We start from the raw sequence: 23,833 nt of genomic DNA, 5'->3' as shown, positions 1-23,833 counted from the left end.
TTGGGGTCTGAAACGGGGGTCCTGGGGCCGGCCGGGGGAGCCATCGCTGACTCCCCGGCCGGACTCCCGTCAGACCTCTTCGACGCTGCTCGGCTCGCGCCGGGACAGGTCGATGCCGAGCTCCTCCGCAGCGCGGAAGACGTCCTCGTCGGTGTCGCGCATCTCGATGGACATGCCGTCCGAGGACAGCACCTCCACGTTGAGGCACAGGGACTGCATTTCCTTGATGAGCACCTTGAAGGACTCGGGAATGCCGGGCTCGGGGATGTTCTCGCCCTTGACGATGGCCTCGTAGACCTTCACGCGGCCGGTCACGTCGTCGGACTTGATCGTCAGCAGTTCCTGGAGGGCGTATGCGGCGCCGTAAGCCTCCAGCGCCCACACCTCCATCTCACCGAACCGCTGGCCACCGAACTGAGCCTTACCACCCAGCGGCTGCTGGGTGATCATCGAGTACGGACCGGTCGAACGCGCGTGGAGCTTGTCGTCGACCAGGTGGTGCAGCTTGAGGATGTACATGTACCCGACCGAGATCGGGTCCGGGAACGGCTCACCGGAGCGGCCGTCGAACAGCTGCGCCTTGCCGGAGCCCTTGACCATCCGCTCGCCGTCGCGGTTGGGGAGCGTGGAGTCGAAGAGACCCGCCAGCTCGTCCTCGCGCGCACCGTCGAAGACCGGGGTCGCGACGTTGGTGCGGGGAGCGACGTCGTCGGCGCCGATCGCCTGCAGACGCTGCTGCCAGTCCTCGGAGCCCTCGACCTTCCAGCCCTGGCTGGCGAGCCAGCCGAGGTGGATCTCCAGGACCTGTCCCGGGTTCATTCGGGACGGGACACCCAGGGGGTTGAGGATGATGTCGACCGGGGTGCCGTCCTCCAGGAACGGCATGTCCTCGACCGGCAGGATCTTCGAGATGACGCCCTTGTTGCCGTGACGGCCGGCGAGCTTGTCACCGTCGGTGATCTTGCGCTTCTGGGCGACGTAGACGCGGACCAGCTGGTTCACGCCCGGGGGCAGCTCGTCGCCCTCTTCGCGGTCGAAGACGCGGACGCCGATGACCTTGCCGATCTCACCGTGCGGCACCTTCAGCGAGGTGTCGCGCACCTCGCGCGCCTTCTCACCGAAGATCGCGCGGAGCAGGCGCTCCTCGGGGGTCAGCTCGGTCTCACCCTTGGGCGTGACCTTGCCGACGAGGATGTCGCCGGCGACGACCTCGGCACCGATACGGATGATGCCGCGCTCGTCGAGGTCGGAGAGGACCTCTTCGGAGACGTTCGGGATGTCCCGGGTGATCTCCTCGGGGCCCAGCTTGGTGTCACGGGCGTCGACCTCGTGCTCCTCGATGTGGATCGAGGAGAGGACGTCGTCCTGCACGAGGCGCTGCGACAGGATGATCGCGTCCTCGTAGTTGTGGCCCTCCCACGGCATGAACGCCACGAGCAGGTTCTTGCCGAGCGCCATCTCGCCTTCGTCCGTGGACGGACCGTCGGCGAGGACCTGGCCCTCGATGACCCGCGCGCCCTCGTCCACGACGACCTTCTGGTTGAAGGAGGTGCCCTGGTTGGAGCGGGTGAACTTGGCGACGCGGTACGTGGTGTACGTGCCGTCGTCGTTGGCGACGGTGATGTAGTCCGCGGAGACCTCCTGGACCACACCGTCCTTCTCCGCCTTGATGACGTCACCGGCGTCGACCGCACAGCGGTACTCCATGCCGGTGCCGACCAGCGGCGACTCCGCCTTGATCAGCGGAACGGCCTGGCGCATCATGTTCGATCCCATGAGCGCACGGTTGGCGTCGTCGTGCTCGAGGAACGGGATCATGGCGGTCGCGGCCGACACCATCTGGCGCGGCGAGACGTCCATGAAGTCCACCTCGTCGGCGGGGACGAGGTCGACCTCGCCGCCGCGGCGGCGGACCAGGACACGCTGCTCGGAGAAGCGCATGTCGTCGGAGAGCTTCGCGTTCGCCTGGGCGATCAGGAAGCGGTCCTCCTCATCAGCGGTGAGGTAGTCCACCTCCTCCGTGACCTGGCCGTCGACGACCTTGCGGTACGGCGTCTCGATGAAGCCGAAGACGTTGACCCGGCCGTAGGAGGCCAGCGAGCCGATCAGACCGATGTTGGGACCTTCAGGGGTCTCAATCGGGCACATACGGCCGTAGTGCGAGGGGTGCACGTCACGGACGTCCAGGCCGGCCCGCTCACGGGAGAGACCACCCGGGCCCAGCGCCGACAGACGACGCTTGTGGGTCAGACCCGACAGCGGGTTGGTCTGGTCCATGAACTGGGACAGCTGGCTGGTGCCGAAGAACTCCTTGATGGAGGCGACGACCGGCCGGATGTTGATCAGGGTCTGCGGCGTGATCGCCTCGACGTCCTGGGTGGTCATGCGCTCACGCACGACGCGCTCCATACGAGCCAGACCCGTGCGGACCTGGTTCTGGATGAGCTCGCCGACGTTGCGCAGACGACGGTTGCCGAAGTGGTCGATGTCGTCGGTCTCGACAACGATGGAGTTGCCGTTCTCGCCGATCGTCTCGGTCTCGCCGGCGTGCAGCTTGACCAGGTACTTGATCGTCGCGATGACGTCATCGGTGGTCAGCACACCGGCGTCGAGCGGCTCGTCGCCACCGAGCTTCTTGTTGACCTTGTAGCGGCCGACCTTCGCGAGGTCGTAGCGCTTGGGGTTGAAGTACAGGTTCTCGAGCAGCGTCTGCGCGGCCTCACGGGTCGGCGGCTCGCCCGGACGCAGCTTGCGGTAGATGTCGAGCAGCGCGTCGTCCTGACCCTGGGTGTGGTCCTTCTCCAGGGTGGCGCGCATGGACTCGTACTCGCCGAACTCCTCGAGGATCTGCTCGGTCGTCCAACCGAGCGCCTTGAGCAGGACGGTCACGGACTGCTTGCGCTTACGGTCGATACGGACACCGACCATGTCGCGCTTGTCGATCTCCATCTCCAGCCAGGCACCCCGGGACGGGATGATCTTGGCGGAGAAGATGTCCTTGTCGGACGTCTTGTCGATGGAGCTGTCGAAGTACACGCCCGGCGAGCGCACCAGCTGCGAGACGACGACACGCTCGGTGCCGTTGATGCAGAAGGTGCCCTTGTTCGTCATGAGCGGGAAGTCGCCCATGAAGACCGTCTGGGACTTGATCTCGCCGGTCTCGTTGTTGGTGAACTCAGCGGTGACGAAGAGCGGAGCCGCGTACGTGAAGTCGCGCTCCTTGCACTCGTCGATGGAGTTCTTCGGGGGCTCGAAGCGGTGGTCGCGGAACGTCAGCGACATCGACCCGGAGAAGTCCTCGATCGGGGAGATCTCTTCGAAGATCTCTTCCAGACCGGACTTGGTGGGGACTTCCTGCCCACTCTCCAGCGCAGCCTCGACGCGACCCTTCCATGCGGCATTGCCGAGCAGCCAGTCGAAGCTTTCGGTCTGCAGCGCAAGGAGGTTCGGAACCCCGAGGGGCTCCTTGATCTTCGCAAAAGAGATGCGCAGCGGGGCGGTGCTGTCGCCGTTGTTCGTATTGGCAGTCGAGGCGTTGCGCGAGGCGGCCAAGAGGGGGTCCTTCCGAGGGCTCGGACTCACTACGCGCGTACCGGTCCCGAATCGAGCAGACTGAGGGAAAGCCCAGGTCAGGGCAGATCATTCAGCTTTGCTCGGGCTCGGGTATGCCCCTGGTGACGGGCAGGGAGCAGCTAACAGGCAGCGCAAAGGGTCAGTGTAGCCACTTGGCACACTGATGTCCAGAGCGAGTTTCCGGAGACCGGTTCAGCACCGTGATACCGATCTTCTCCCTCCGGGAGGTCACGCCCTCCGCACCGGAGGAAGCCCTCGTTTGTTCTTCTCAATGCCATGCGCCTGCCGAAAGCCCTGCGCCAGTGGCGCACACCGATGCTTCCCTCTTCGTCCGCGATCCATGCCTCGAACCCTGGATCGCTTCTGCGTCGCGTCCCGAGAATTGCGCGCCGCGTCCGGTTCGTCAAGGCCCCCCACCTCTGGAAGATCGTCACATGGGGGCACGTCCGGGCAACGATGATCACCATACTCGCACGCAGGCACGAGACAATGCAGCCGTGGCGAGCACGCCGAAGGGCGACCACCCGCATGGGTGATCGCCCTTGGCTGGTGTCCCTGACGCCTCAGGCGCTCAGGACGCGAGTCCGAAGACCCGGTGAAGTCACTTGACCTCGACGGAGGCGCCGGCGCCCTTGAGGGACTCGGCGGCCTTCTCGGCGGCGTCCTTGGCGACCTTCTCGAGGACGGGCTTCGGGGTGCCGTCGACGAGGTCCTTGGCCTCCTTCAGACCCAGGGAGGTCAGCTCACGCACGACCTTGATGACCTGGATCTTCTTGTCGCCCGCACCGGTGAGGATGACGTCGAACTCGTCCTGCTCCTCGGCCTCGGCGGCGGCCGGGGCACCCGGGGCACCGGCGGCGGCAACGGCGACGGGGGCAGCGGCCTCGACGTCGAACTTCTCCTCGAAGAGCTTCACGAACTCGGAGAGCTCGATGAGGGTCATCTCCTCGAACTGCGCGAGCAGGTCTTCCTGGCTGAGCTTCGCCATGGTGGCGGTCCTTCCACTAATTCGGCTGGTGCCGGATGTACATGTCTGGCGGGCGTACTACGGGCCCGCTGAGCGTCCGAGTGATTACTCGGCAGCCTCGGCGGGAGCCGGCGTACCGGCACCGCCCTGCTCGACCTTGCTGCGAAGCGCGTCCGCGGTGCGGGCGAACTTCGTGAGCGGGGCCTGGAAGGTCGCCGCGGCCTTGGCCATGGACGCCTTCATGCCACCCGCCAGCTTGGCGAGCAGAACCTCACGGGACTCGAGGTCCGCAAGCTTCTTGATCTCGTCGGCGGACAGCGCCTTGCCTTCAAGGACACCGCCCTTGATGACGAGAGAGGGGTTTTCCTTGGCGAAGTCACGAAGACCCTTCGCCGCCGTGACCGGGTCACCGGTCACGAAGGCAACAGCGGTCGAGCCCTTGAGGTGCTCGTCCAGCTGAATCCCGGCCTCCTTGGCCGCGATCTTGGTCAGCGTGTTCTTCACCACACGGTACTGAGCGTTCTCGCCGAGAGAACGACGCAGCTCCTTGAGCTGTGCCACAGTCAGTCCGGTGTAAGAAGTCACAACAGCTGCGTTGGAACCACGGAGCTTCTCAGTGATCTCCTCAACGGCTGCGATCTTGTCAGACGTCGCCATGAGCCTCGGCCTCCTTCCGGGTGATGAGGACCGCGCAGAAGGGGCTGGGCAAAACAAACGCCCCGGCGCAGGCGCACGGGGCGTACTCAACCAGAGCGGAAGTCCGTCCGGGAGTTCATCCATACACACCTGCGCAGGCCGTCCGCAGCTAGCGGATCCTTCGGCCACTACACGTCCGGGACCGGACGCGCAGAGACAACCAGCGGTCTTTGGCTTCCGCATACGGTACGGGAGAGCCCTGCGTCAGGCAAATCGGCCGAGAGGGGGCGCGGGCGGCGCTCCCGGCCGCTGGAGCGCGCCCTGCGGGCCGGCCGCGCCTCCGGGGCAACACGGGCCCGGAAGGGCGGCACAGCATGCGTCAGGCCCCGCCCTCCTTGCGGGAGAGCGGGGCCTGACGACAGTGGTCACACGCTATGAGGCGCCGATCGCAGAGATCAGACGGCCTCGTCCTCGACGAGGAGGTTGCGGGTGCGGTTGGCGTCCAGCGGGATGCCAGGGCCCATCGTGGTGGTGATGGTGGCCTTCTTGATGTAGCGGCCCTTGGCGGCGGACGGCTTGAGGCGGGAGATCTCCTCGAGCGCCGCGGCGTAGTTCTCCACCAGCTTGGTCTCGTCGAAGGAGACCTTGCCGATGATGAAGTGGAGGTTCGCGTGCTTGTCCACGCGGAACTCGATCTTGCCGCCCTTGATGTCGGTGACAGCCTTGGCGACATCCGGGGTGACCGTGCCGGTCTTCGGGTTCGGCATCAGACCACGCGGACCGAGCACGCGGCCGAGGCGGCCGACCTTGCCCATGAGGTCCGGGGTGGCGACGACGGCGTCGAAGTCCAGACGGCCCTTGGAGACCTCGTCGATCAGTTCGTCCGAGCCGACGATGTCGGCGCCGGCGGCTTCCGCGGCCGCAGCACGGTCACCGGTCGCGAAGACCAGGACCCGGGCGGTCTTACCGGTGCCGTGCGGGAGGTTCACGGTGCCACGGACCATCTGGTCCGCCTTGCGCGGGTCGACACCCAGACGCATGGCGACCTCGACGGTCGCGTCGAACTTGACGGACGCGGTGTCCTTGGCGAGACGGACGGCCTCGAGGGGGGCGTACAGACGCTCCCGGTCGATCTTCGCGTCCGCGTTGCGAAGAGTCTTGCTGCGCTTCACTTCTGCTCCTGATGCAGTGGGGTGGAGTCGTGGTGCGGACCAGCGCCTGGCCCTGCCACGTGTGGTGCCTGAAGGGCTGGGATCAGCCCTCGACCGTGATGCCCATGGAACGGGCGGTGCCGGCGATGATCTTCTCGGCGGCGTCCAGGTCGTTGGCGTTCAGGTCGGGCATCTTGGTGGTGGCGATGTCACGGACCTGGTCACGCGTGATCTTCGCGACCTTGGTCTTGTGCGGCTCGCCGGAGCCCTTCTCCACGCCCGCGGCCTTCAGGATGAGCTTCGCGGCCGGCGGGGTCTTGGTGATGAAGGTGAAGGAACGGTCTTCGTAGACCGTGATCTCCACCGGCACGACCATGCCACGCTGCGACTCGGTCGCGGCGTTGTAGGCCTTGCAGAACTCCATGATGTTGACGCCGTGCTGACCCAGCGCGGGGCCGACCGGCGGAGCCGGGTTTGCGGCACCGGCCTGGATCTGGAGCTTGATAAGCCCCGTGACCTTCTTCTTCTTGGGAGGCATGCTCTCTCCGGGTCCTAGTGAGAGGTGTTTCGCCATTCCACCCGGTCATCCGGATGGAGGCATACCGCACAACGATAACGGGTATAGTCGTGCGGCCAAAAACCGAGCAGGTCAGACCGGCTGCGAGCCCGTCTGACCTGGTCGATTTGGCTGGTGTTCCGGAAGAACCTAGTTCTTCTGGATCTGGTCGAAGCTGAGCTCGACCGGGGTCTCGCGGCCGAAGATCTCGACGAGGCCCTTGACCTTCTTCGAGTCGGCGTTGATCTCGTTGATCGTGGCCTGCAGCGTCGCGAACGGGCCGTCGGTGACGGTGACGGAGTCGCCCACCTCGAAGTCCAGCACCTGGACCTCGACCTTGCGGGACGGCGCCGGCTTGCCCTCGGCCGCGGCGGCCTCCTTGGCGGCCTTCTCCTCGGCCTCCGGGGCGAGCATCTTGACGATCTCGTCCAGCGTCAGCGGGTAGGGGTCGTAGGCGTTGCCGACGAAGCCCGTGACACCCGGGGTGTTGCGGACGACGCCCCAGGACTCGTTCGTCAGGTCCATGCGCACCAGCACGTAGCCCGGGAGCTTGTTCTGGCGGATGGTCTTGCGCTCGCCGTTCTTGATCTGGGCGACCTCTTCCTGCGGCACCTCGGCCTGGAAGATGTAGTCCTCGACGTTCAGCGAAACGGCACGCTGCTCGAGGTTGGTCTTCACGCGGTTCTCGTAACCCGCGTAGGTGTGGATGACGTACCACTCACCGGGGAGGCCGCGGAGTTCGTCGCGGAGGGCGGCCACCGGGTCGACCGGCTCCTCTTCCTCGGCGGCTTCCTCACCGACGACCTCGTCCTCGTCCTCGACGTGCACCGCGGCGGCCTCGGCGGGCTCACCGGCGGCGGCTTCCTCGGCGTCCAGCTCGTCGACCTCGTCGGCGGCCTGGACGATCTCGAGTTCGGTGTCGTCGCCCTGGACCTCGGCCGAGGCAGCCGCGTCCACGTCGGCCGCTGCCGTCTCGGCGGAGTCGGCGGCGTCGTTCAGGTTCGGGTCAGACACGGTGGCTGCTTCTTCCTGGCTTCAAGGGGTTGAACATGCGAAATGGGCGCCCGCTGAGGCGCCCTCCGCGGGATCAGCCGAAGACGTACCCGACGACTCGGTTGATTCCCAAGTCAATCACGGTTACGAGACCGATGATGATGACAACGAAGACGATCACCACGGTGGTGTACGTCGACAGCTGGCTGCGCGTGGGCCAGACGACCTTGCGGAGCTCCGCCACGACCTGGCGGTAGAAGAGCGCGAGCCGTGCGAAGGGGCCCTTCTTGCCGCGCTTGCCGCCGCGACGGGGCTTCTTCTGGGATTCCGCGGTTTCGTCCTCGGAACGACCGCGCTCAGGCATGTCGATGGAGCCCAGGGCGTCCGTCACTCGTCCTCACCTGAATCCGGGTCGTGGCCGTGCCGCGCCCGGTTGAGCCGCACGGCGGTGCATTTCATACGTACGCGTGCACGCACCGTGGTGAAGAAGTGCGTGTAGCAGGGCCGGAGGGACTTGAACCCCCAACCGCTGGTTTTGGAGACCAGTGCTCTACCAATTGAGCTACGACCCTTTGTGGTTACCCCAACCTACCGCATGCGGCCGACTGCACTACGTGCGTGCACCGCGGCGACCTGTCGGGGGCCAACGGTCAGCGAGTGTACGTGCTTCAGAGCCGGGCGTCGAACAGAAACGTCCCGGGTGGTGCCCGCAAACCGATGTGCCGGGCTTGTCAGAGGTCTGGGACGATGCAGATATGAGCGCTGCCACTCCTCCCGCTTCGTCCCCCGCCGACCGCCGGGTCTCGGCCCGCGTCGGTGCGATCTCCGAGTCCGCGACCCTCGCCGTCGACGCCAAGGCGAAGGCCCTCAAGGCCGCCGGACGCCCGGTGATCGGCTTCGGTGCCGGTGAGCCCGACTTCCCCACGCCCGACTACATCGTCGAGGCGGCGATCGAGGCCTGCCGCAACCCGAAGTACCACCGCTACACCCCGGCCGGCGGCCTCCCCGAGCTGAAGACCGCGATCGCCGCGAAGACGCTGCGCGACTCCGGCTACGAGATCGAGGCGGCGAACGTCCTGGTGACGAACGGCGGCAAGCAGGCGATCTACGAGGCCTTCGCAGCGATCCTCGACCCGGGCGACGAGGTCATCGTCCCGGCGCCGTACTGGACCACCTACCCCGAGTCGATCCGTCTGGCCGGCGGTGTGCCGGTCGATGTCGTCGCGGACGAGACCACGGGCTACCGCGTGACCGTGGAGCAGCTGGAGGCGGCCCGTACGGACCGCACCAAGGTGCTGCTGTTCGTCTCGCCGTCGAACCCGACCGGCGCGGTCTACAGCCGCGAGCAGGTCGAGGCCGTGGGCCGCTGGGCCGCCGAGCACGGCCTGTGGGTGCTGACCGACGAGATCTACGAGCACCTGGTCTACGGCGACGCCGCGTTCTCGTCGCTGCCGGTGGTCGTGCCCGAGCTGCGCGACAAGTGCATCATCGTCAACGGCGTGGCGAAGACGTACGCGATGACCGGCTGGCGGGTGGGCTGGGCGATCGGCCCCAAGGACGTCATCAAGGCCGCCGCGAACCTCCAGTCGCACGCCACGTCCAACGTCTCCAACGTCGCGCAGGCCGCGGCCATCGCGGCGGTCTCCGGCGATCTGACGGCCGTCGAGGAGATGAAGATCGCCTTCGACCGGCGCCGCAGGACCATCGTGCGGATGCTCAACGAGATCGACGGGGTGCTGTGCCCGGAGCCGGAGGGCGCGTTCTACGCGTACCCGTCGGTCAAGGAGCTCCTGGGCAAGGAGATCCGCGGCAAGCGCCCGCAGACCAGCGTCGAGCTGGCCGAGCTGATCCTGGAGGAGGCGGAGGTCGCCGTCGTCCCGGGCGAGGCCTTCGGCACCCCCGGCTACCTGCGGCTTTCATACGCGCTGGGCGACGAGGACCTGGTCGAGGGCGTGTCGCGGATCCAGAAGCTGCTGGCGGAGGCCAAGTGATCAAGACCACCTACGGAAAGTCGTAGGTGGTCGCGCAGCGGGCGTCCGGAGCCTTCCGGGCGCCCGCTCGCGCGTTCTCCCGGACACCCCTTCGGGAAAGGCTCTACCGGCGCACCGCCCGGATGCGGCAAGATCTTGGGATGGAGAGCGTTCGTGCCCGCGGCGAAGCCGCAATCCGAGACCTGCGCCGATTGCCGAAGGCCCATCTGCACCTGCACTTCACCGGTTCGATGCGGTCCACGACCCTGCTGGAGCTCGCCGACAAGTACGGCGTCCACCTGCCGGAGGCGCTGCGGAGCGGTGAACCTCCCCAGCTGAGAGCCACCGACGAGCGCGGCTGGTTCCGTTTCCAGCGGCTGTACGACATCGCGCGGTCGTGTCTGCGGTCCCCCGAGGACATCCAGCGGCTGGTGCGCGAGGCCGCCGAGGAGGATGTCCTCGACGGGTCGCGCTGGCTGGAGATCCAGGTCGACCCGACCTCGTACGCTCCCCGGCTGGGCGGGCTGATCCCGGCCCTGGAGATCATCCTGGACGCGGTGCGCAGCGCCTCCCGGGACACCGGTCTCGGCATCCGCGTCCTGGTGGCCGCGAACCGTATGAAGCACCCCTTGGACGCCCGTACGCTGGCGCGTCTCGCGGTGCGCTACGCCGACCACGGCGTGATCGGCTTCGGGCTGTCCAACGACGAACGCCGGGGTTTCGCCCGGGACTTCGACCGCGCCTTCGCCATCGCCCGGGAGGGCGGTCTGCTGGCGGCGCCGCACGGCGGTGAGCTGTCGGGGCCGGCGAGCGTCCGGGACTGCCTGGACGATCTGCACGCCGGCCGGGTGGGGCACGGCGTACGGGCCGCTGAGGATCCCGTGCTGCTGCGCCGGCTGGCCTCGCGCGGGGTGACCTGCGAGGTGTGTCCCGCGTCGAATGTGGCGCTGGGCGTCTACGAGAAGCCGGAGGACGTACCGCTGCGGACGCTCTTCGACGCGGGCGTGCCGATGGCGCTGGGCGCGGACGACCCGCTGCTGTTCGGCGCGCGGCTGGCCGCGCAGTACGAGATCGCCCGTAGCGCGCACGGCTTCACCGACGCCGAACTGGCCGAACTGGCCCGGCAGTCGGTCCGCGGCTCACGCGCCCCGCAGGACGAGCAGCAGGGGGTGCTGGCGGAGATCGACGCCTGGCTGGCCGCGTAGGGCCGCCCAGAGCCTCTCAGGGGCCTTCCAGGGCGTGCCCCGTCCGGGTTGCCGAGATGTCTTGCCCTAGAGGCTGACGCCGACCGTGACCGGTTCGTTGACGAGCGTGACGCCGAAGGCCGCGTGCACGCCGTCGCGGACCTCGCGGGCCAGGGCGAGCAGGTCCTCGGTGGTGGCCGCGCCGCGGTTGGTGAGCGCGAGGGTGTGCTTGGTGGAGATGCGGGCGGGGCCGCTGCCGTAGCCCTTGGTGAAGCCGGCCCGGTCGATGAGCCAGGCCGCGGAGGTCTTCAGCAGGCCGTCGCCCGCCGGGAACGCGGGCGGGGCGACGTCGGGGCCGAGACGGTCCTGGACGCGGCGGAGGAAGACGGCGTACTCGGCCTCGGTGAGGATCGGGTTGGTGAAGAACGAGCCCGCCGACCAGGTGTCGTGGTCCTCGGGGTCCAGCACCATGCCCTTGCCGGCGCGCAGGGCCAGCACGGTCTCCCTGGCGACGGCGGCCGGCACCCGGTCCCCGGCCTCGACGCCGAGGGCGCGGGCGGTCTCGGGGTACTTCAGGGGCGCGGAGAGGCCTCCGGCGTCCTCCAGGGCGAAGCGCACCCGCAGCACCACGAACCGGTCGGGGTGCTCCTTGAAGCGGCTGTGGCGGTACGAGAAGCCGCACTCCTCGTTGGGGATCGTGACGGTCTCGCCCAGGCGGCGGTCGTAGGCGACGACCTCGGTGATCGTGGCGGAGACCTCCTGGCCGTACGCGCCCACGTTCTGGATCGGGGTGGCGCCCGCGGAGCCGGGGATGCCGGCCAGGCACTCGACACCGGCCAGTCCCGCCTCGACCGTGCGGGCGACCGCGTCGGACCAGTTCTCGCCCGCGGCGAGGGTGAGGGTCGTGCCGTCGAGCGCGAAGCCACGGGTGGCGATGCGCAGGGCCGTGCCGTCGAAGCCCTTGTCGCCGATGACGAGATTGCTGCCGCCGCCGATGATCAGCAGCGGGGTCCCGGCGTCGTCGGCCGCGCGGACGGCCGCGATCACCTCGTCGTCGGTGGTGGCCGTGACGAGGCGGGTGGCCGGGCCGCCGAGGCGGAAGGTGGTCAGCGGGGCGAGGGGGGCGTCGTGGAGTTCCTGCACGCGCCCAAGGGTACGGGGGCGGTCCGGCAGCCCTCGGCCGGACGCCCCCCGGCGGCCCCGGCTCAGGCCAGGCGGACCACGGCGCGGGACATGCCCAGCACCTTCTGGCCGGCGCTCATCGCGGTGAGGTCGACGCGGACCGTACGGTCGTCGTCGTCCAGCTTGGCGGCGACCTTGGCGCTGACCTCGATCAGCGCGCCGGTCTCGTCGTTGGGGACGACGACGGGCTTGGTGAAGCGCACCCCGTATTCGGCGACCGCGCCCGGGTCACCGGCCCAGTCGGTGACCACCCGGATCGCCTCGGCCATCGTGAACATGCCGTGGGCGATGACGTCCGGCAGCCCGACCTCCTTGGCGAACTTCTCGTTCCAGTGGATCGGATTGAAGTCACCGGAGGCGCCCGCGTACTGGACGAGTGTGGCGCGGCTCACGGGGAAGGTCTGCGCCGGGAGTTCCATGCCGACCTCGACGTCGTCATAGGAAATCTTCGCGGTCATCTCAGGCCTCCTTCGCGGCGCGGGCCACCAGCTTGGTGAAGGCGGTCACGACGTGTTCGCCCGCCTCGTCGTGCACCTCGCCGCGGATGTCGATGATGTCGTTGCCGGCCATGGTCCTGATGGCCTCGATGGTGGAGGTGACGGACAGTCGGTCCCCGCTGCGCACCGGCCGGGTGTAGGCGAATTTCTGGTCGCCGTGCACCACCCGGCTGTAGTCCAGACCCAGTTGCGGGTCCTCGATGACCTGACCCGCTGCCTTGAAAGTGATGGCGAACACAAAAGTCGGCGGTGCGATCACATCGGAGTGCCCGAGTGCCTTTGCCGCTTCGGTGTCGGTGTAGGCGGGGTTGGGGTCACCGATCGCCTCGGCGAATTCGCGGATCTTTTCCCGGCCGACCTCGTACGGGTCGGTGGGCGGGTACGTGCGTCCGACAAAAGACTGGTCGAGCGCCATGGGCTCGCAACCTCCCTGTACTGATGGTGATAACGCCGTGAGGCCGCCCCCACGAATGGGGACGGCCTCACGGACGAGCCTGTGTTATCGCGTCTCGCGGTGCGCGGTGTGCGAGTTGCAACGGGGGCAGTGCTTCTTCATCTCAAGACGGTCCGGGTCGTTACGCCGGTTCTTCTTGGTGATGTAGTTCCGCTCCTTGCACTCCACGCAGGCCAGCGTGATCTTCGGGCGGACGTCGGTGGCAGCCACGTGAGTGCTCCTTGGACGGACGGGTGGTCGGATTAACGCATAAAAGAGTAGCCGATCGGAGGACCGACCCCACAATCGGCTACTGTCAGTAGCGGTGACCGGACTTGAACCGGTGACACAGCGATTATGAGCCGCTTGCTCTACCGACTGAGCTACACCGCTGTGATGCGAGGGGACCCCGCCCGAAGGCGGGAACCTCACACATCAGAGCCCCAATACGGAATCGAACCGTAGACCTTCTCCTTACCATGGAGACGCTCTGCCGACTGAGCTATTGGGGCGAGCGATGAAGACATTACACGGCCCGCCGCCAAACGTGAAATCCGTATCCGGGCCGTGCCCCAGCCGCCTCGCGCACCACACCGGTACGACTATTTCGCGCCTGCGCGAAGCTCTCCCGGCCGCGGCCTAGGCTCGGAAGAACGCTGCGTGATCTTGCACGCCGGTGCCTTCGAGGAGCGCGATGTCCGACAGCAGTTCGCCGCAGCCGCAGCCGGGAAAGCCCGGCGGGCCCGGCCGGTTCGCGAGGTCGGAAAACGGCGCGCTGGTGCTGTGCGGCGCCCGGCTCGCCGACGGGCGGACGGTGGACGTACGGCTCGGCGGCGGACGTATCGAGGCCGTCGGGACGGCCGGCAGCCTCGCCCCGCAGGGCGCCCGGGTCGACCTCGCCGGCTACCTCCTGCTCCCGGCCCCCGTCGAACCCCATGCGCACTGCGACACCGCCCTGACGGCCGACTCCGACGGCCCCGCCTCCAGTTCCCCCGAGGACGTCCAGCGGCGGACGACCGAGGCCGCGCTGCTGCAGCTGGGGCACGGCGCCACCGCCTCCCGAAGCCACGTCAGGATCGGCGACGTCCAGGGTCTGCGCTCGCTGGAGGCGGTGCTGCAGGCCCGCAGGTCGCTGCGCGGGCTGGCCGATCTGGCGGCGGTCGCGGTGCCGCGGGTGCTGACCGGGGTGGCCGGGGCGGACGGGCTGGCGATGCTGCGGGACGCGGTGAAGATGGGCGCCTCGGTGATCGGCGGCTGCCCGGACCTCGACCCCGATCCGGCCGGGTACGTCCAGACGGTCCTGGAGCTGGCCGGGGAGCACGGCTGCCCGGTGGATCTGCACACCGATGGTGACGATCCGGCGCGGCTGGCGCGGTTCGCGGCGATGTCCGGCGGGCTGCGGCCGGGCGTCGCCCTCGGACCGTGCGCCGGGATGGCGCGGATGCCGCGGAGCGTGGCGGCGCGGGTCGCCGAGCAGTTGGCGGCCGCCGGGGTCGCCGTCGTCTGTCTGCCGCAGGGGGACTGCACGGGCCTGGAGCGGTACGGCTCGCGGGTGTCGCGGCCGGCGCCCGTACGGCTGCTGCGGGCGGCCGGCGTCCAGGTGGCGGCGGGCAGCGGGGCGCTGCGGGACGTGGCGAACCCGGTGGGGCGCGGTGACCCGCTGGAGGCGGCGTATCTGCTGGCCTCCCTGGGCGAGGCCACGCCGGAGGCGGCCTACGGGACGGTGAGTTCGGCGGCGCGGGCGACTCTGGGGCTGCCGGAGGTACGTGTCGAGGCGGGCTTCCCCGCGGAGTTGCTGGCGGTGCGCGGTGAGCGGATCGCCGGGGTGCTCTCGCTCGCGTACAGCCGGATCGTGATCCACCGCGGGCGGGTGGTGGCCCGTACCAGCGCGGTGCGCGAGTACTGCGACTCGGCGGCGGATGTGGCGCTGGAGCTGCCGCGGCAGTCGCAGCGCTGAGCCGCGGCGGCGAGAAGGCACCCCGCCCCCGGCCGGTCCCGCGCCCCGCGGCGGGGCTTCGGCGTACGGTCGGGATCATGCGCATTGTCATCGCAGGTGGACATGGTCAGATCGCGCTGCGGCTGGAGCGGTTGCTCGCCAAGCGCGGGGACGAGGTCGCGGGCATCATCCGCCGGCCGGAGCAGGCCGGTGACGTGCTGGCCGCGGGAGCCGAGCCGGTGGTCTGCGACCTGGAGTCGGCGTCGGTGGAGGACGTCGCCCGGCACATGGAGGACGCCGACGCGGCCGTCTTCGCGGCGGGCGCGGGCCCGGGCAGTGGCATCGAACGCAAGGACACGGTGGACCGCGGCGCCACGGCACTCTTCGCGGACGCGGCCGAGGCCGCAGGGGTACGGCGCTTCCTCGTCGTCTCGTCCATGGGAGCGGACCGTGAGCCCCCCGAGGGCACCGACCCGGTCTTCGCCGCGTACCTGCGGGCGAAGGGTGCCGCGGACGCGGACGTACGGGCCCGCGCCGGGCTGGACTGGACGATCCTGCGGCCCGGCCGGCTGACCAACGACCCCGGAACTGGCCTGGTGACGCTGGCCGACGCGACCGGCCGCAGCGAGGTGCCCCGGGACGATGTCGCGGCCGTCCTGGCGGAGCTGCTCAACGAGCCGGGCACCATCGGCCGGACGCTGGAGCTGGTCAGCGGGGAGGTACCGGTGAAGGAAGCGGTGCGGGCGGTGGCCGGGCACTGAGGACGGCGTCCGCCGGGTGGGCGGACGGGACCGGGCCACGGTCCGCGGGGTGCGGGCCGGGGCCGGGTCGGCCGGTGTGGGCCGGGGGCCGGGTCGGCCGGTGTGGGCCGGGGCCCGGTCGGCTTTCGCGCCGGTCGTGGCTCGGGGCGGGGCGTGGAATGCGCGCCTGAGATGCCCGAAGTGTGGACGGCGCCGCCCCTGCCGCTCACGCTGCCCAACTGGCGCTGCAATCCCCCAAGTTGACGAACCCCTTCGGGGAAATCGCTGAACTCCGGGCCGGGAGCGAAAGCGGGCGGGGGCGTCGAATGCCTCCGGCTGGAGGGACCAGCCCCTGACGCACAACGGCCGCCCTAGGTGAACGGGCCCTCGACCGTGAAACGGCGCAGGCGCTGGGCGAATGCCTCGGCCTCGCCCGGCGGCCATGAGGACAGGCTCGCCATGATGTGAGCGGCCAGACGTGCCCGCAGCTCCGCCACTGCGCGTTGGCCCTGCTCGGTGAGGACGAGCAGGTGTGCGCGCCGGTCGTCGGGGTCCGCTTCACGGCGGATGAGGCCGGCGGCCTCCAGCCGTGAGGCGCGCCGGGTGACGCCGGAGCGGTCGACCCCGACGTCGGGAGCCAGGTCGGCCGCGCTGCGGGGCCCGGTCCGGGCCAGTGCGCTCAGCACCGGGTACGTCAGTTCGTCCACCCCCTCCCCCATGCCCTCGGTGAGCTGCTTGTGCAGCTGCGTGCGGGTGGTGCGCCTGAGCAGGAGGCCCAGCGCGTCTGCGATCTCGTGTCCCACTTCGTTCTCCACAGCACAAGAATAGCGTGCGCCGCGCACGCATCTCCTGTTATGGTGACGGAGATGCGTGCGCGGCGCACGCACTTTCTGAGAGGAAGTCCCATGGCTCGCACCGGCATCGAGGCCGCCCTGAACGACCTGCTCTTCCACCACGACCTCACCGTGCAGGAAGCCGCCGACCGCCACTTCACCCCGGAGTACCGCCAGCGCACGGACGGGCAGTGGGCCGACCGCGCCGGGTTCCTCGACCACATCACCCACCTGCGCACCCTCGTCGCCGGCGGCCATGTCCAGGTGCACGAGGAGCTCCACGACGGCAGCAAGTACGCCGACCGGCACACCGCCCACATCACGAAGAAGGACGGCTCGACCGTGCGCACCGAGGTCTATGTGTTCGCCGACCTCGCGCCCGACGGCCGGTTCAGCCGCATCGAGGAGACCACCCTGCTGCTCCAGGGCACCGACGCCGACCGCAACATCGGCAGCGCGCGCTGAGATCCGGGAGAGCCAGGAGTGCCGGGCGAGCCGGAGTACGGCCGACTCCGGGGGGCGAGGCGCGGGCCGGTGGTGCCGACACGCGAAAAACCCCTCCGATCTGCTGTTTCAGCAGATCGGAGGGGTTCCTCCGCTGTGGCGGCGCCAGGATTCGAACCTGGGAAGGCTGAGCCGGCAGATTTACAGTCTGCTCCCTTTGGCCGCTCGGGCACACCGCCAAGGTTTGCTGCCGGGAGACCCGCTCTGGGGCGGTGCTCCGTGGCAACGACGTAAACCATACCCGATGGCTGGGGGTGGTCCGCCACTCGATTCGGGAGCGCTGGATCTTGGACGGGTGGCTAGGCTTGGCAGGCGGTCCGGGGACGGGCCGCACCCCTGACGGATCTACGTACGAGGAGCCAACTCAACATGGCCGACTCCAGTTTCGACATCGTCTCGAAGGTAGAGCGGCAGGAGGTCGACAACGCTCTCAACCAGGCCGCCAAGGAGATCTCGCAGCGCTACGACTTCAAGGGCGTGGGCGCGTCGATCGAGTGGTCGGGCGAGAAGATCGAGATGCGGGCCAACGCCGAGGAGCGGGTGAAGGCCGTACTCGACATCTTCCAGTCCAAGCTGGTCAAGCGCGGGATCTCGCTGAAGGCGCTGGATGCCGGCGAGCCGCAGGCCTCGGGCAAGGAGTACAAGATCTTCGCCTCGATCGAGGAGGGGATCTCGCAGGACAACGCGAAGAAGGTCGCCAAGATCATCCGCGATGAGGGCCCGAAGGGCGTCAAGGCGCAGGTGCAGGGCGACGAGCTGCGGGTCAGCTCGAAGAGCCGGGACGACCTGCAGGCGGTGCAGCAGCTGCTGAAGGGCAAGGACCTGGACTTCGCCCTGCAGTTCGTGAACTACCGCTAGGAGCCCGGTTTTCGGGTGCCACAGGATGGGGCGGCGCGCTTCGGCGTGCCGCCCCACCTGTGTGTCGGGCGGCGATACGGGCAGCCCGACGGGCGCTTGACCTCAACTGAGGTTGAGATTGCAGGGTCGTGGCATGACTTCTTCTCATGACGCACAGACCCGTCCCGGTAGCGGACCCGGGACGCGGGCCGGGTTCCGCACCGATGTGTTCCCGGAGATCCGGCGGGTGGATGCCGGTGCCGTACTGATCAGCGAGTGGGACGCGGGCAGTCCGGCGGGCCAGCGGGCCGTCCTGGACGGTGTCGCCCACGCCTGGGAGGAGACGCCGCTGCCGGCGGGCTTCCTGTCGCGGGTGCTGTTCGCGGGGACGGACGGGCGCAGTGTGCTCAATTACGCGCAGTGGACGAGCGATGCGGCACACCGGGAGTTCGTACGGACCGAGAACACCGGGCTGAGCGAGCGGATCGCGGCGGTGCTGGACGGTGTGGGGGACGTGGGCAATTCCGGTCCCGGCCGCTTCCGGCTGTACCGCAGCATGCTGCCGCACGGAGCGCCGCAGGAGCCGGGCTGCGTCGTACGCGTGGCCTTCCGGACGACGGGGCACGACGCGGCCCGGGGGCTCGTTGACGGGCTGCTGGAGCGGGTCGGTGAGCGGCAGCAGGGGGACGGCGGGATCGCCTCGCACTTCCACATCAGCGAGGACGGCGACCGGGTCGTCAACTACAGCGAGTGGACGGATCCGGAGTCGCACGAGCGGGAGGTCGGCCGGGCACTGCAGCCGCAGGGGCAGGTGCTGAGCTATATCGACAGCCTGCCGGGGGTCGAGCCGCTCGGGTTCCGGCGTTATGTGGCCCCTCGGGGGCTCGTACGGGGCTGAGGGCGAGGGGCCGGGCGGGGCGGGTGGTCAGCGCGCCGCGAAGGGCTCGTCCGTGGGGACGATGTCGCGGCCCAGCGGCATCAGGGAGACCGGGATCATCTTGAAGTTGGCGATGCCGAAGGGGATGCCGATGATCGTCACGCACAGGACGAGGCCGGTGACGATGTGGCCCAGGGCCAGCCACCAGCCCGCGAAGATGATCCAGATGACATTGCCGATCGCCGAGCCGGCACCGGCGTCATCGCGGATGACGGTCGTCCGGCCGAAGGGCCACAGGGCATAGCCGGCGATCCGGAAGGACGCGATGCCGAACGGGATGGTGATGATCAGGATGCAGCAGATGATGCCCGCGGCGACATAGCCGAGCGCCAGCCAGAAGCCGCTGAGAACCAGCCAGAGGATGTTGAGGATGAACTTCATGATCAGCAGCCTTCCACGGGCGCGGCGGAGAACGTAACTGCCGGGCAAGACGCCCTGGACCGGGTGAAGCGTTGCGTTCATGATGCGGCGGTCGGCGGGCGGCGGCCACCGCTCCCCGCGGCCTCTGGCCCGTCAGGGGCGGTGGCCCGCCATCCGCTCCAGGCGGGCGATGCGTTCGCGCATCGGGGGGTGGGTGGAGAACAGCCGGGACATGCCCTCGCCGGCCCGGAACGGATTGGCGATCATCATGTGGCCGGCGGTCTCCAGCCGCGGCTCGGGCGGGAGCGGAAGCTGCTGGGTGCCGGCCTCCAGCTTGCGCAGGGCGGAGGCCAGGGCCAGCGGGTCGCCCGTGAGCTGGGCGCCCGAGGCGTCCGCCTGGTACTCGCGGGAGCGGCTGACGGCCAGCTGGATGAGCCCGGCCGCGACCGGGCCGAGGATCATGATCAGCAGCATGCCCAGGAGGCCGGGGCCCTCGTCGTCGTCGGAGCGGCCTATGGGAATCAGCCAGGCGAAGTTGACGAGGAACATCACGACGGAGGCCAGTGCGCCCGCGACGGAGGAGATGAGGATGTCGCGGTTGTAGACATGGCTGAGCTCATGGCCGAGGACGCCGCGCAGCTCGCGCTCGTCGAGCAGCTGGAGGATGCCGTCGGTGCAGCAGACCGCGGCGTTGCGGGGGTTACGGCCGGTGGCGAAGGCATTGGGCGCCTGGGTCGGGGAGATGTACAGGCGCGGCATGGGCTGGCGGGCAGCCGTGGAGAGCTCCCGGACCATGCGGTAGAGCTGTGGCGCCTCGAACTCGCTGACCGGGCGGGCGCGCATGGCCCGCAGGGCGAGCTTGTCGCTGTTCCAGTACGCGTAGGCGTTGGTGCCCAGGGCGACGACGACGGCGATGATCAGGCCCGTACGGCCGAACAGGCTGCCGATGACGATGATGAGGGCGGACAGTCCCCCGAGGAGTACGGCGGTCCTGAGCCCGTTGTGCCGGCGGTGCACGGTACGCCCTCCAAGCGGTGCGGCAGGGGAACCCTGTGCTGCGTTTCTCCACTCTCCAGTGGACCCTTACTCACTGGTCAACGCGAGATGAACGAGCCTGGTTCCCCGGCGCACGCGCGGCGGGCCGGGCGGGGCCCGGAGCCGCGCCCGGTGGGGCCTGCCGCCGTACGGAAGGGCTGAGGGCCGCTCCCGGCTGTCAGGAGCGGCCCTCGGCGTGCGGGTGTCCGCCGCTGGTTGCCTGTTAGAGCAGCGCCCCGGAGGCGAAGCGCAGGACGAGCTGCGGGGCGCCGGAGAGGGCGATGCCGAGGACGGTGGCGAGCGCGATGGCGGTGGCGAGCGGGGCCGGGATCCCGGTGCGGGGCGGCTGCTGCTCGGCCGGGGCGGCCTCGGGCGCTTCGGCGCCTTCGGGCGCTTCGGCGGTCTCGGCTCCCCGGAAGAGGACCGTGGTCCACTGCAGGTAGTAGTAGAGCGCGATCACGACATTGACCGCCATGATCACCGCGAGCCAGGCCAGGCCCGCGTCGACGGCCACGGAGAAGACCGTGACTTTGGCGAACAGGCCGATGATGCCCGGCGGCAGCCCGGCGAGGCAGAGCAGGAAGAAGCCGAGGGCGAGCGCCACGACAGGCCGCTGGTGGTACAGGCCCCGGTAGTCGGTGATGCGGTTGGCGGGGTGCGTACGGGCCACCAGGGCGGCGACGGCGAAGGCGCCGAGGTTCACGGCCGCGTACATCAGGGCGTAGGCGACGGTGGAGCCGATGGCGTGCGCCGGGTCCTGGGAGTAGCCGGCCGCCGCGATCGGCACCAGGAGGTAGCCGGCCTGGCCGACCGACGACCAGGCGAGCAGGCGTACGGCGCTGTGCGCGCGGCGGGGGTCCTGGCGGAGGGCCGCGACATTGCCGACGGTCATGGTGAGGGCGGCGAGGACGGCCAGCGCCGGGCCCCAGACGTCCGCGTACGACGGGAAGCCCTGGACGGTGACGAGGATCAGGCCGGAGAAGCCGACGGCCTTGCCGACCACGGAGAGGTAGCCGGCGATGGGGAGCGGCGCGCCGACGTAGGTGTCCGGCACCCAGAAGTGGAACGGGGCGGCGGCCGTCTTGAAGGCGAAGCCGACGAGGGTGAGCGCGACGCCGGCGCTCGCCAGGGTGGCCAGCCGCGGGTCGGGGAGCGCGGTGAGGCCGTGGGCCACCTGGGAGAGGTGGAGGCTGCCGGTGGCCGCGTACAGGAAGCTCACGCCGAGCAGCATCACGGCGGTGGCGGCCACCGAGGACAGGAAGAATTTCAGCGCCGCCTCGGAGGAGAGCCGGTCACCGCGCCGCAGCCCCACGAGGGCGAAGGCGGGCAGCGAGGCCACTTCGAGGGCGATGACGAGGGTGGCGAGGTCCCGGGAGGCGGGCAGCAGGGCGGCGCCGGCCGCCGAGGAGAGCAGCAGGAACCAGTACTCGCCGGCGGGCAGTTCCTGGTCCTTGATCGTGTCGATGGACAGCAGGGCGGTCAGCAGCGCCCCGCCGAGCACCAGGAACTGGATGACCAGCGTGAACGGGTCGGCCACATAGCTGCACACGTCGGGGTGCTCGGGGAGGCAGAAGGTGCGGCGGTCGCCGCCCAGGAGGGGCAGCAGGAGCAGCGCGGAGACCGCGAGGCCTGCCGTGGCGATCCAGCCCAGCAGCGGCTTACGGGCCGCCGGGAGGAAGAGGTCGGCGACGAGCACCACCAGGGCGACGGCCGCGGTGACGGTGGGCGGCGCGAGGGCGACCCAGTCGACGGACTGGACCAGAGGGGTGATCGAGCTCATCACTTACCGCCTCCGAGGAGCTGCTGGACGGCCGGGTCGGTGAGGCCGAGGAGGGCCGCTGGCCACAGTCCGGCGAGGACGGTCAGGACGGCCAGGGGGGTCCAGGCCGCGTATTCGTAGCGCGCGATGTCGGGGACGGCGGGGGCCGCTGCGGTCTCTCCGGACGGGTCGCCGTCGGCCGGGTCGGCGGTGCCGAGCGGGGCGGTCGGGGCGAGGTGCGGGGTGCCGCCCATGCAGACGCGGCGGACGACGAGCAGCAGGTAGGCGGCGGTCAGCAGGGTGCCGAGACCGGCCATCACCATGAACGTCAGGAAGGCGGGGCGGCTGAGGCCGGCGGCTGGCCGGAAGGCACCGAACATCGCCAGCATCTCGCCCCAGAACCCGGCCAGTCCTGGGATGCCCAGGGAGGCGACGGCGCCGAAGGCGAGCACACCGCCGAAGCGCGGTGCCCTGCCGTAGAGGGCGGCGCCGGTGCTGCCCGCGAGGGCGTCGAGGTCGGTGGTGCCGTAGCGGTCCTTGAGCGCGCCGACGAGGAAGAAGAGCAGGCCGGTGATCAGGCCGTGCGCGATGTTGGCGAACAGCGCGCCGTTGACGCCGGTGGGGGTCATGCTGGCGATGCCGAGCAGGACGAAGCCCATGTGGCCGACGGAGCTGTAGGCGATCAGGCGCTTGAGGTCGCCCTTGGCGCCCTTGCGTACGAGGGCGAGGCAGGCGAGCGAGCCGTAGATGATGCCGACGGCGGCCAGCGCGGCGAGGTACGGCGCGAAGGTCTGCATGCCCTCGGGCGTGATGGGCAGCGCGATCCGCACGAAGCCGTAGGTGCCCATCTTGAGCAGCACACCGGCCAGCAGCACCGAGCCGACGGTGGGGGCGGCGGTGTGGGCGTCGGGCAGCCAGCTGTGCAGCGGCCACAGGGGCGACTTGACGGCCAGTCCGATGCCGACCGCGAGCACCGCGAGCAGCTGGACCGTGTGGCTGAGCTGGGTTTTCGGTCCGTTGTCAGTGGCGAGTGCCACCATGTCGAAGGTGCCGGAATTCACGCCGATGAGGAGGAGGCCGAGCAGCATCACGACGGAGCCGAGCAGCGTGTAGAGGATGAACTTCCAGGCCGCCGCCTGCTTCCCCGCGCCGCCCCAGCGGGCGATGAGGAAGTACATCGGGATGAGGACCATCTCGAAGGCGAGGAAGAAGAGCATCAGGTCGAGGACGGCGAAGGTGGCGAGGGTGCCGGCCTCAAGGGTGAGCAGCAGCGCCACAAATGCCTTGGGAGACGGGCCCGTCGGCATGTGGAAGTAGCTGTAGAGCGCGCAGAGGAAGGTCAGCAGCGCGGTCAGGACGACGAGGGGGAGCGAGATGCCGTCGATGCCGAGGTGGATCCGGATGTCGAGCGCCGGGATCCAGCTGATGTCGGTGGTGGCCTGCATACGGGCCGGATGGTCGTGGTCGAAGCCGGCCGCCAGCGCGACGGCGGCGGCGAGCACGGCACCGGTGACGGTCACGCCGTGGCGCAGTACGGCCTGGTCGGGGTTCTTGCCGCGCAGGCCGGGCGGGGCCGGGAGCAGTGCGGCGAGCGCGCCGACGAGGGGGAGGACGACGACGGCCGCGAGGAGAAGCTGCATAGCGGTGTGATTCACGGGTCAGGCCCTCCTCAGGGGTTCGGCTCCGGCGAGGCAGGCCACGAGGTGTGTCGGCTGGGGGTACGGGGGTCGGCCCCCGGGGGATGGCAGCA

The 23,833-nt window shown here is 69.5% G+C and carries 23 protein-coding genes and 4 tRNA genes; 7 read left to right on the top strand and 20 right to left on the bottom strand.

Features of this window, described 5'->3' with window-relative positions:
* Positions 1–69 precede the first annotated feature (69 nt).
* The 8 genes from rpoB to STRNI_RS23795 all read right to left on the bottom strand — a co-directional run bounded on the left by rpoB (position 70) and on the right by STRNI_RS23795 (position 8,448).
* Positions 70–3,552, bottom strand: coding sequence for a DNA-directed RNA polymerase subunit beta (rpoB, locus tag STRNI_RS23830; RefSeq protein ID WP_018090914.1), 3,483 nt, complete (start codon positions 3,550–3,552; stop codon positions 70–72).
* 622 nt (positions 3,553–4,174) lie between these two features.
* Entirely contained in the window at positions 4,175–4,561 is a 387-nt protein-coding gene (gene rplL / locus STRNI_RS23825; RefSeq protein ID WP_018090915.1) for a 50S ribosomal protein L7/L12, read from the bottom strand.
* An 84-nt stretch (positions 4,562–4,645) separates the two neighbouring features.
* Positions 4,646–5,197: a 50S ribosomal protein L10 gene (gene rplJ, locus STRNI_RS23820; protein WP_026169847.1), complete on the bottom strand. Its 552-nt coding sequence runs from the start codon at positions 5,195–5,197 to the stop codon at positions 4,646–4,648.
* A 434-nt stretch (positions 5,198–5,631) separates the two neighbouring features.
* Positions 5,632–6,348, bottom strand: a complete 717-nt coding sequence (rplA, locus tag STRNI_RS23815; protein WP_018090917.1) for a 50S ribosomal protein L1 — start codon at positions 6,346–6,348, stop codon at positions 5,632–5,634.
* Positions 6,349–6,430: 82 nt separating this feature from the next.
* Positions 6,431–6,865: a 50S ribosomal protein L11 gene (gene rplK / locus STRNI_RS23810; RefSeq protein WP_009715899.1), complete on the bottom strand. Its 435-nt coding sequence runs from the start codon at positions 6,863–6,865 to the stop codon at positions 6,431–6,433.
* Positions 6,866–7,033: 168 nt separating this feature from the next.
* Positions 7,034–7,897 carry a transcription termination/antitermination protein NusG gene (nusG, locus tag STRNI_RS23805; RefSeq protein ID WP_018090918.1) on the bottom strand — a complete coding sequence of 288 codons (864 nt, stop codon included), beginning with the start codon at positions 7,895–7,897 and terminating at the stop codon, positions 7,034–7,036.
* A 73-nt stretch (positions 7,898–7,970) separates the two neighbouring features.
* Entirely contained in the window at positions 7,971–8,267 is a 297-nt protein-coding gene (secE, locus tag STRNI_RS23800) for a preprotein translocase subunit SecE (protein WP_018090919.1), read from the bottom strand.
* A 108-nt stretch (positions 8,268–8,375) separates the two neighbouring features.
* Positions 8,376–8,448, bottom strand: a tRNA-Trp gene (locus STRNI_RS23795).
* Positions 8,449–8,631: 183 nt separating this feature from the next.
* Between STRNI_RS23795 and STRNI_RS23790 the strand changes: the two genes are divergently transcribed.
* Positions 8,632–9,867 carry a pyridoxal phosphate-dependent aminotransferase gene (locus tag STRNI_RS23790; protein ID WP_277411966.1) on the top strand — a complete coding sequence of 412 codons (1,236 nt, stop codon included), beginning with the start codon at positions 8,632–8,634 and terminating at the stop codon, positions 9,865–9,867.
* A 140-nt stretch (positions 9,868–10,007) separates the two neighbouring features.
* Positions 10,008–11,051 (top strand): adenosine deaminase, encoded by a 1,044-nt coding sequence (locus STRNI_RS23785; RefSeq protein WP_277411965.1) that lies wholly within the window; start codon positions 10,008–10,010, stop codon positions 11,049–11,051.
* A gap of 66 nt (positions 11,052–11,117) precedes the next feature.
* Here STRNI_RS23785 and STRNI_RS23780 read toward each other — a convergent pair whose 3' ends face one another.
* The 6 genes from STRNI_RS23780 to STRNI_RS23755 form a co-directional block, all read right to left on the bottom strand.
* Positions 11,118–12,173, bottom strand: a complete 1,056-nt coding sequence (locus tag STRNI_RS23780) for a UDP-N-acetylmuramate dehydrogenase (protein ID WP_274736569.1) — start codon at positions 12,171–12,173, stop codon at positions 11,118–11,120.
* A 62-nt stretch (positions 12,174–12,235) separates the two neighbouring features.
* Positions 12,236–12,670, bottom strand: a complete 435-nt coding sequence (locus tag STRNI_RS23775) for a MaoC family dehydratase (protein ID WP_093640341.1) — start codon at positions 12,668–12,670, stop codon at positions 12,236–12,238.
* Position 12,671: 1 nt separating this feature from the next.
* Positions 12,672–13,124 carry a MaoC family dehydratase N-terminal domain-containing protein gene (locus STRNI_RS23770; RefSeq protein ID WP_018090924.1) on the bottom strand — a complete coding sequence of 151 codons (453 nt, stop codon included), beginning with the start codon at positions 13,122–13,124 and terminating at the stop codon, positions 12,672–12,674.
* Between the two features lie 84 nt (positions 13,125–13,208).
* The gene (rpmG, locus tag STRNI_RS23765) at positions 13,209–13,373 is read right to left on the bottom strand and encodes a 50S ribosomal protein L33 (protein WP_006604855.1); all 165 of its coding nucleotides are present in this window, start codon (positions 13,371–13,373) and stop codon (positions 13,209–13,211) included.
* An 89-nt stretch (positions 13,374–13,462) separates the two neighbouring features.
* A tRNA-Met gene (locus tag STRNI_RS23760) sits at positions 13,463–13,535 on the bottom strand.
* 46 nt (positions 13,536–13,581) lie between these two features.
* Positions 13,582–13,654 (bottom strand) — tRNA-Thr (locus tag STRNI_RS23755).
* Between the two features lie 182 nt (positions 13,655–13,836).
* Here STRNI_RS23755 and STRNI_RS23750 point away from each other — a divergent pair.
* A complete protein-coding gene (locus tag STRNI_RS23750) occupies positions 13,837–15,099 on the top strand; it encodes an amidohydrolase family protein (protein WP_018090925.1) in 1,263 nt (420 codons plus the stop codon).
* Positions 15,100–15,176: 77 nt separating this feature from the next.
* Positions 15,177–15,839, top strand: a complete 663-nt coding sequence (locus STRNI_RS23745; RefSeq protein ID WP_093640335.1) for an NAD(P)H-binding protein — start codon at positions 15,177–15,179, stop codon at positions 15,837–15,839.
* Between the two features lie 350 nt (positions 15,840–16,189).
* On the opposite strand, the gene STRNI_RS23740 is transcribed toward STRNI_RS23745, so the two are convergent.
* Entirely contained in the window at positions 16,190–16,633 is a 444-nt protein-coding gene (locus STRNI_RS23740) for a MarR family winged helix-turn-helix transcriptional regulator (protein WP_274736577.1), read from the bottom strand.
* A 90-nt stretch (positions 16,634–16,723) separates the two neighbouring features.
* Here STRNI_RS23740 and STRNI_RS23735 point away from each other — a divergent pair, with 90 nt between their 5' ends.
* Positions 16,724–17,116 (top strand): nuclear transport factor 2 family protein, encoded by a 393-nt coding sequence (locus STRNI_RS23735; protein WP_109890614.1) that lies wholly within the window; start codon positions 16,724–16,726, stop codon positions 17,114–17,116.
* Positions 17,117–17,252: 136 nt separating this feature from the next.
* On the opposite strand, the gene STRNI_RS23730 is transcribed toward STRNI_RS23735, so the two are convergent.
* A tRNA-Tyr gene (locus STRNI_RS23730) sits at positions 17,253–17,334 on the bottom strand.
* A gap of 190 nt (positions 17,335–17,524) precedes the next feature.
* Between STRNI_RS23730 and STRNI_RS23725 the strand changes: the two genes are divergently transcribed.
* Positions 17,525–18,013 (top strand): YajQ family cyclic di-GMP-binding protein, encoded by a 489-nt coding sequence (locus tag STRNI_RS23725; protein ID WP_018090929.1) that lies wholly within the window; start codon positions 17,525–17,527, stop codon positions 18,011–18,013.
* Between the two features lie 133 nt (positions 18,014–18,146).
* Positions 18,147–18,890 carry an antibiotic biosynthesis monooxygenase gene (locus STRNI_RS23720; RefSeq protein ID WP_277411964.1) on the top strand — a complete coding sequence of 248 codons (744 nt, stop codon included), beginning with the start codon at positions 18,147–18,149 and terminating at the stop codon, positions 18,888–18,890.
* A 27-nt stretch (positions 18,891–18,917) separates the two neighbouring features.
* On the opposite strand, the gene STRNI_RS23715 is transcribed toward STRNI_RS23720, so the two are convergent.
* The 4 genes from STRNI_RS23715 to STRNI_RS23700 all read right to left on the bottom strand — a co-directional run bounded on the left by STRNI_RS23715 (position 18,918) and on the right by STRNI_RS23700 (position 23,723).
* Positions 18,918–19,310, bottom strand: a complete 393-nt coding sequence (locus tag STRNI_RS23715; protein WP_018090931.1) for a YccF domain-containing protein — start codon at positions 19,308–19,310, stop codon at positions 18,918–18,920.
* Between the two features lie 132 nt (positions 19,311–19,442).
* Positions 19,443–20,306 carry a zinc metalloprotease HtpX gene (htpX, locus tag STRNI_RS23710; RefSeq protein ID WP_093640328.1) on the bottom strand — a complete coding sequence of 288 codons (864 nt, stop codon included), beginning with the start codon at positions 20,304–20,306 and terminating at the stop codon, positions 19,443–19,445.
* A 241-nt stretch (positions 20,307–20,547) separates the two neighbouring features.
* The gene (locus STRNI_RS23705; protein WP_277411963.1) at positions 20,548–22,104 is read right to left on the bottom strand and encodes an NADH-quinone oxidoreductase subunit N; all 1,557 of its coding nucleotides are present in this window, start codon (positions 22,102–22,104) and stop codon (positions 20,548–20,550) included.
* Complete coding sequence (locus STRNI_RS23700) at positions 22,104–23,723, bottom strand: complex I subunit 4 family protein (RefSeq protein ID WP_277413317.1); 1,620 nt, start codon at positions 23,721–23,723, stop codon at positions 22,104–22,106. Before STRNI_RS23700 ends, STRNI_RS23705 begins: the two co-directional genes overlap by 1 nt.
* Positions 23,724–23,833 lie beyond the last annotated feature (110 nt).

The organism is Streptomyces nigrescens, from assembly GCF_027626975.1.
GTDB classification, from domain to species: domain Bacteria; phylum Actinomycetota; class Actinomycetes; order Streptomycetales; family Streptomycetaceae; genus Streptomyces; species Streptomyces nigrescens.
This window is presented reverse-complemented; position numbering and strand designations above follow the sequence as displayed.

Excerpts from the sequence above, each read along its gene's own strand:
- rplL (WP_018090915.1), bottom strand. The coding sequence starts at position 4,561 with ATGGCGAAGCTCAGCCAGGAAGACCTGCTCGCGCAGTTCGAGGAGATG.
- rplJ (WP_026169847.1), bottom strand. The coding sequence starts at position 5,197 with ATGGCGACGTCTGACAAGATCGCAGCCGTTGAGGAGATCACTGAGAAG.
- rplK (WP_009715899.1), bottom strand. The coding sequence starts at position 6,865 with ATGCCTCCCAAGAAGAAGAAGGTCACGGGGCTTATCAAGCTCCAGATC.
- STRNI_RS23790 (WP_277411966.1), top strand. The coding sequence starts at position 8,632 with ATGAGCGCTGCCACTCCTCCCGCTTCGTCCCCCGCCGACCGCCGGGTC.
- STRNI_RS23785 (WP_277411965.1), top strand. The coding sequence starts at position 10,008 with ATGGAGAGCGTTCGTGCCCGCGGCGAAGCCGCAATCCGAGACCTGCGC.
- STRNI_RS23775 (WP_093640341.1), bottom strand. The coding sequence starts at position 12,670 with ATGACCGCGAAGATTTCCTATGACGACGTCGAGGTCGGCATGGAACTC.
- STRNI_RS23770 (WP_018090924.1), bottom strand. The coding sequence starts at position 13,124 with ATGGCGCTCGACCAGTCTTTTGTCGGACGCACGTACCCGCCCACCGAC.
- STRNI_RS23750 (WP_018090925.1), top strand. The coding sequence starts at position 13,837 with ATGTCCGACAGCAGTTCGCCGCAGCCGCAGCCGGGAAAGCCCGGCGGG.
- STRNI_RS23745 (WP_093640335.1), top strand. The coding sequence starts at position 15,177 with ATGCGCATTGTCATCGCAGGTGGACATGGTCAGATCGCGCTGCGGCTG.
- STRNI_RS23735 (WP_109890614.1), top strand. The coding sequence starts at position 16,724 with ATGGCTCGCACCGGCATCGAGGCCGCCCTGAACGACCTGCTCTTCCAC.
- STRNI_RS23725 (WP_018090929.1), top strand. The coding sequence starts at position 17,525 with ATGGCCGACTCCAGTTTCGACATCGTCTCGAAGGTAGAGCGGCAGGAG.
- STRNI_RS23720 (WP_277411964.1), top strand. The coding sequence starts at position 18,147 with ATGACTTCTTCTCATGACGCACAGACCCGTCCCGGTAGCGGACCCGGG.
- STRNI_RS23715 (WP_018090931.1), bottom strand. The coding sequence starts at position 19,310 with ATGAAGTTCATCCTCAACATCCTCTGGCTGGTTCTCAGCGGCTTCTGG.
- STRNI_RS23705 (WP_277411963.1), bottom strand. The coding sequence starts at position 22,104 with ATGAGCTCGATCACCCCTCTGGTCCAGTCCGTCGACTGGGTCGCCCTC.
- STRNI_RS23700 (WP_277413317.1), bottom strand. The coding sequence starts at position 23,723 with ATGCAGCTTCTCCTCGCGGCCGTCGTCGTCCTCCCCCTCGTCGGCGCG.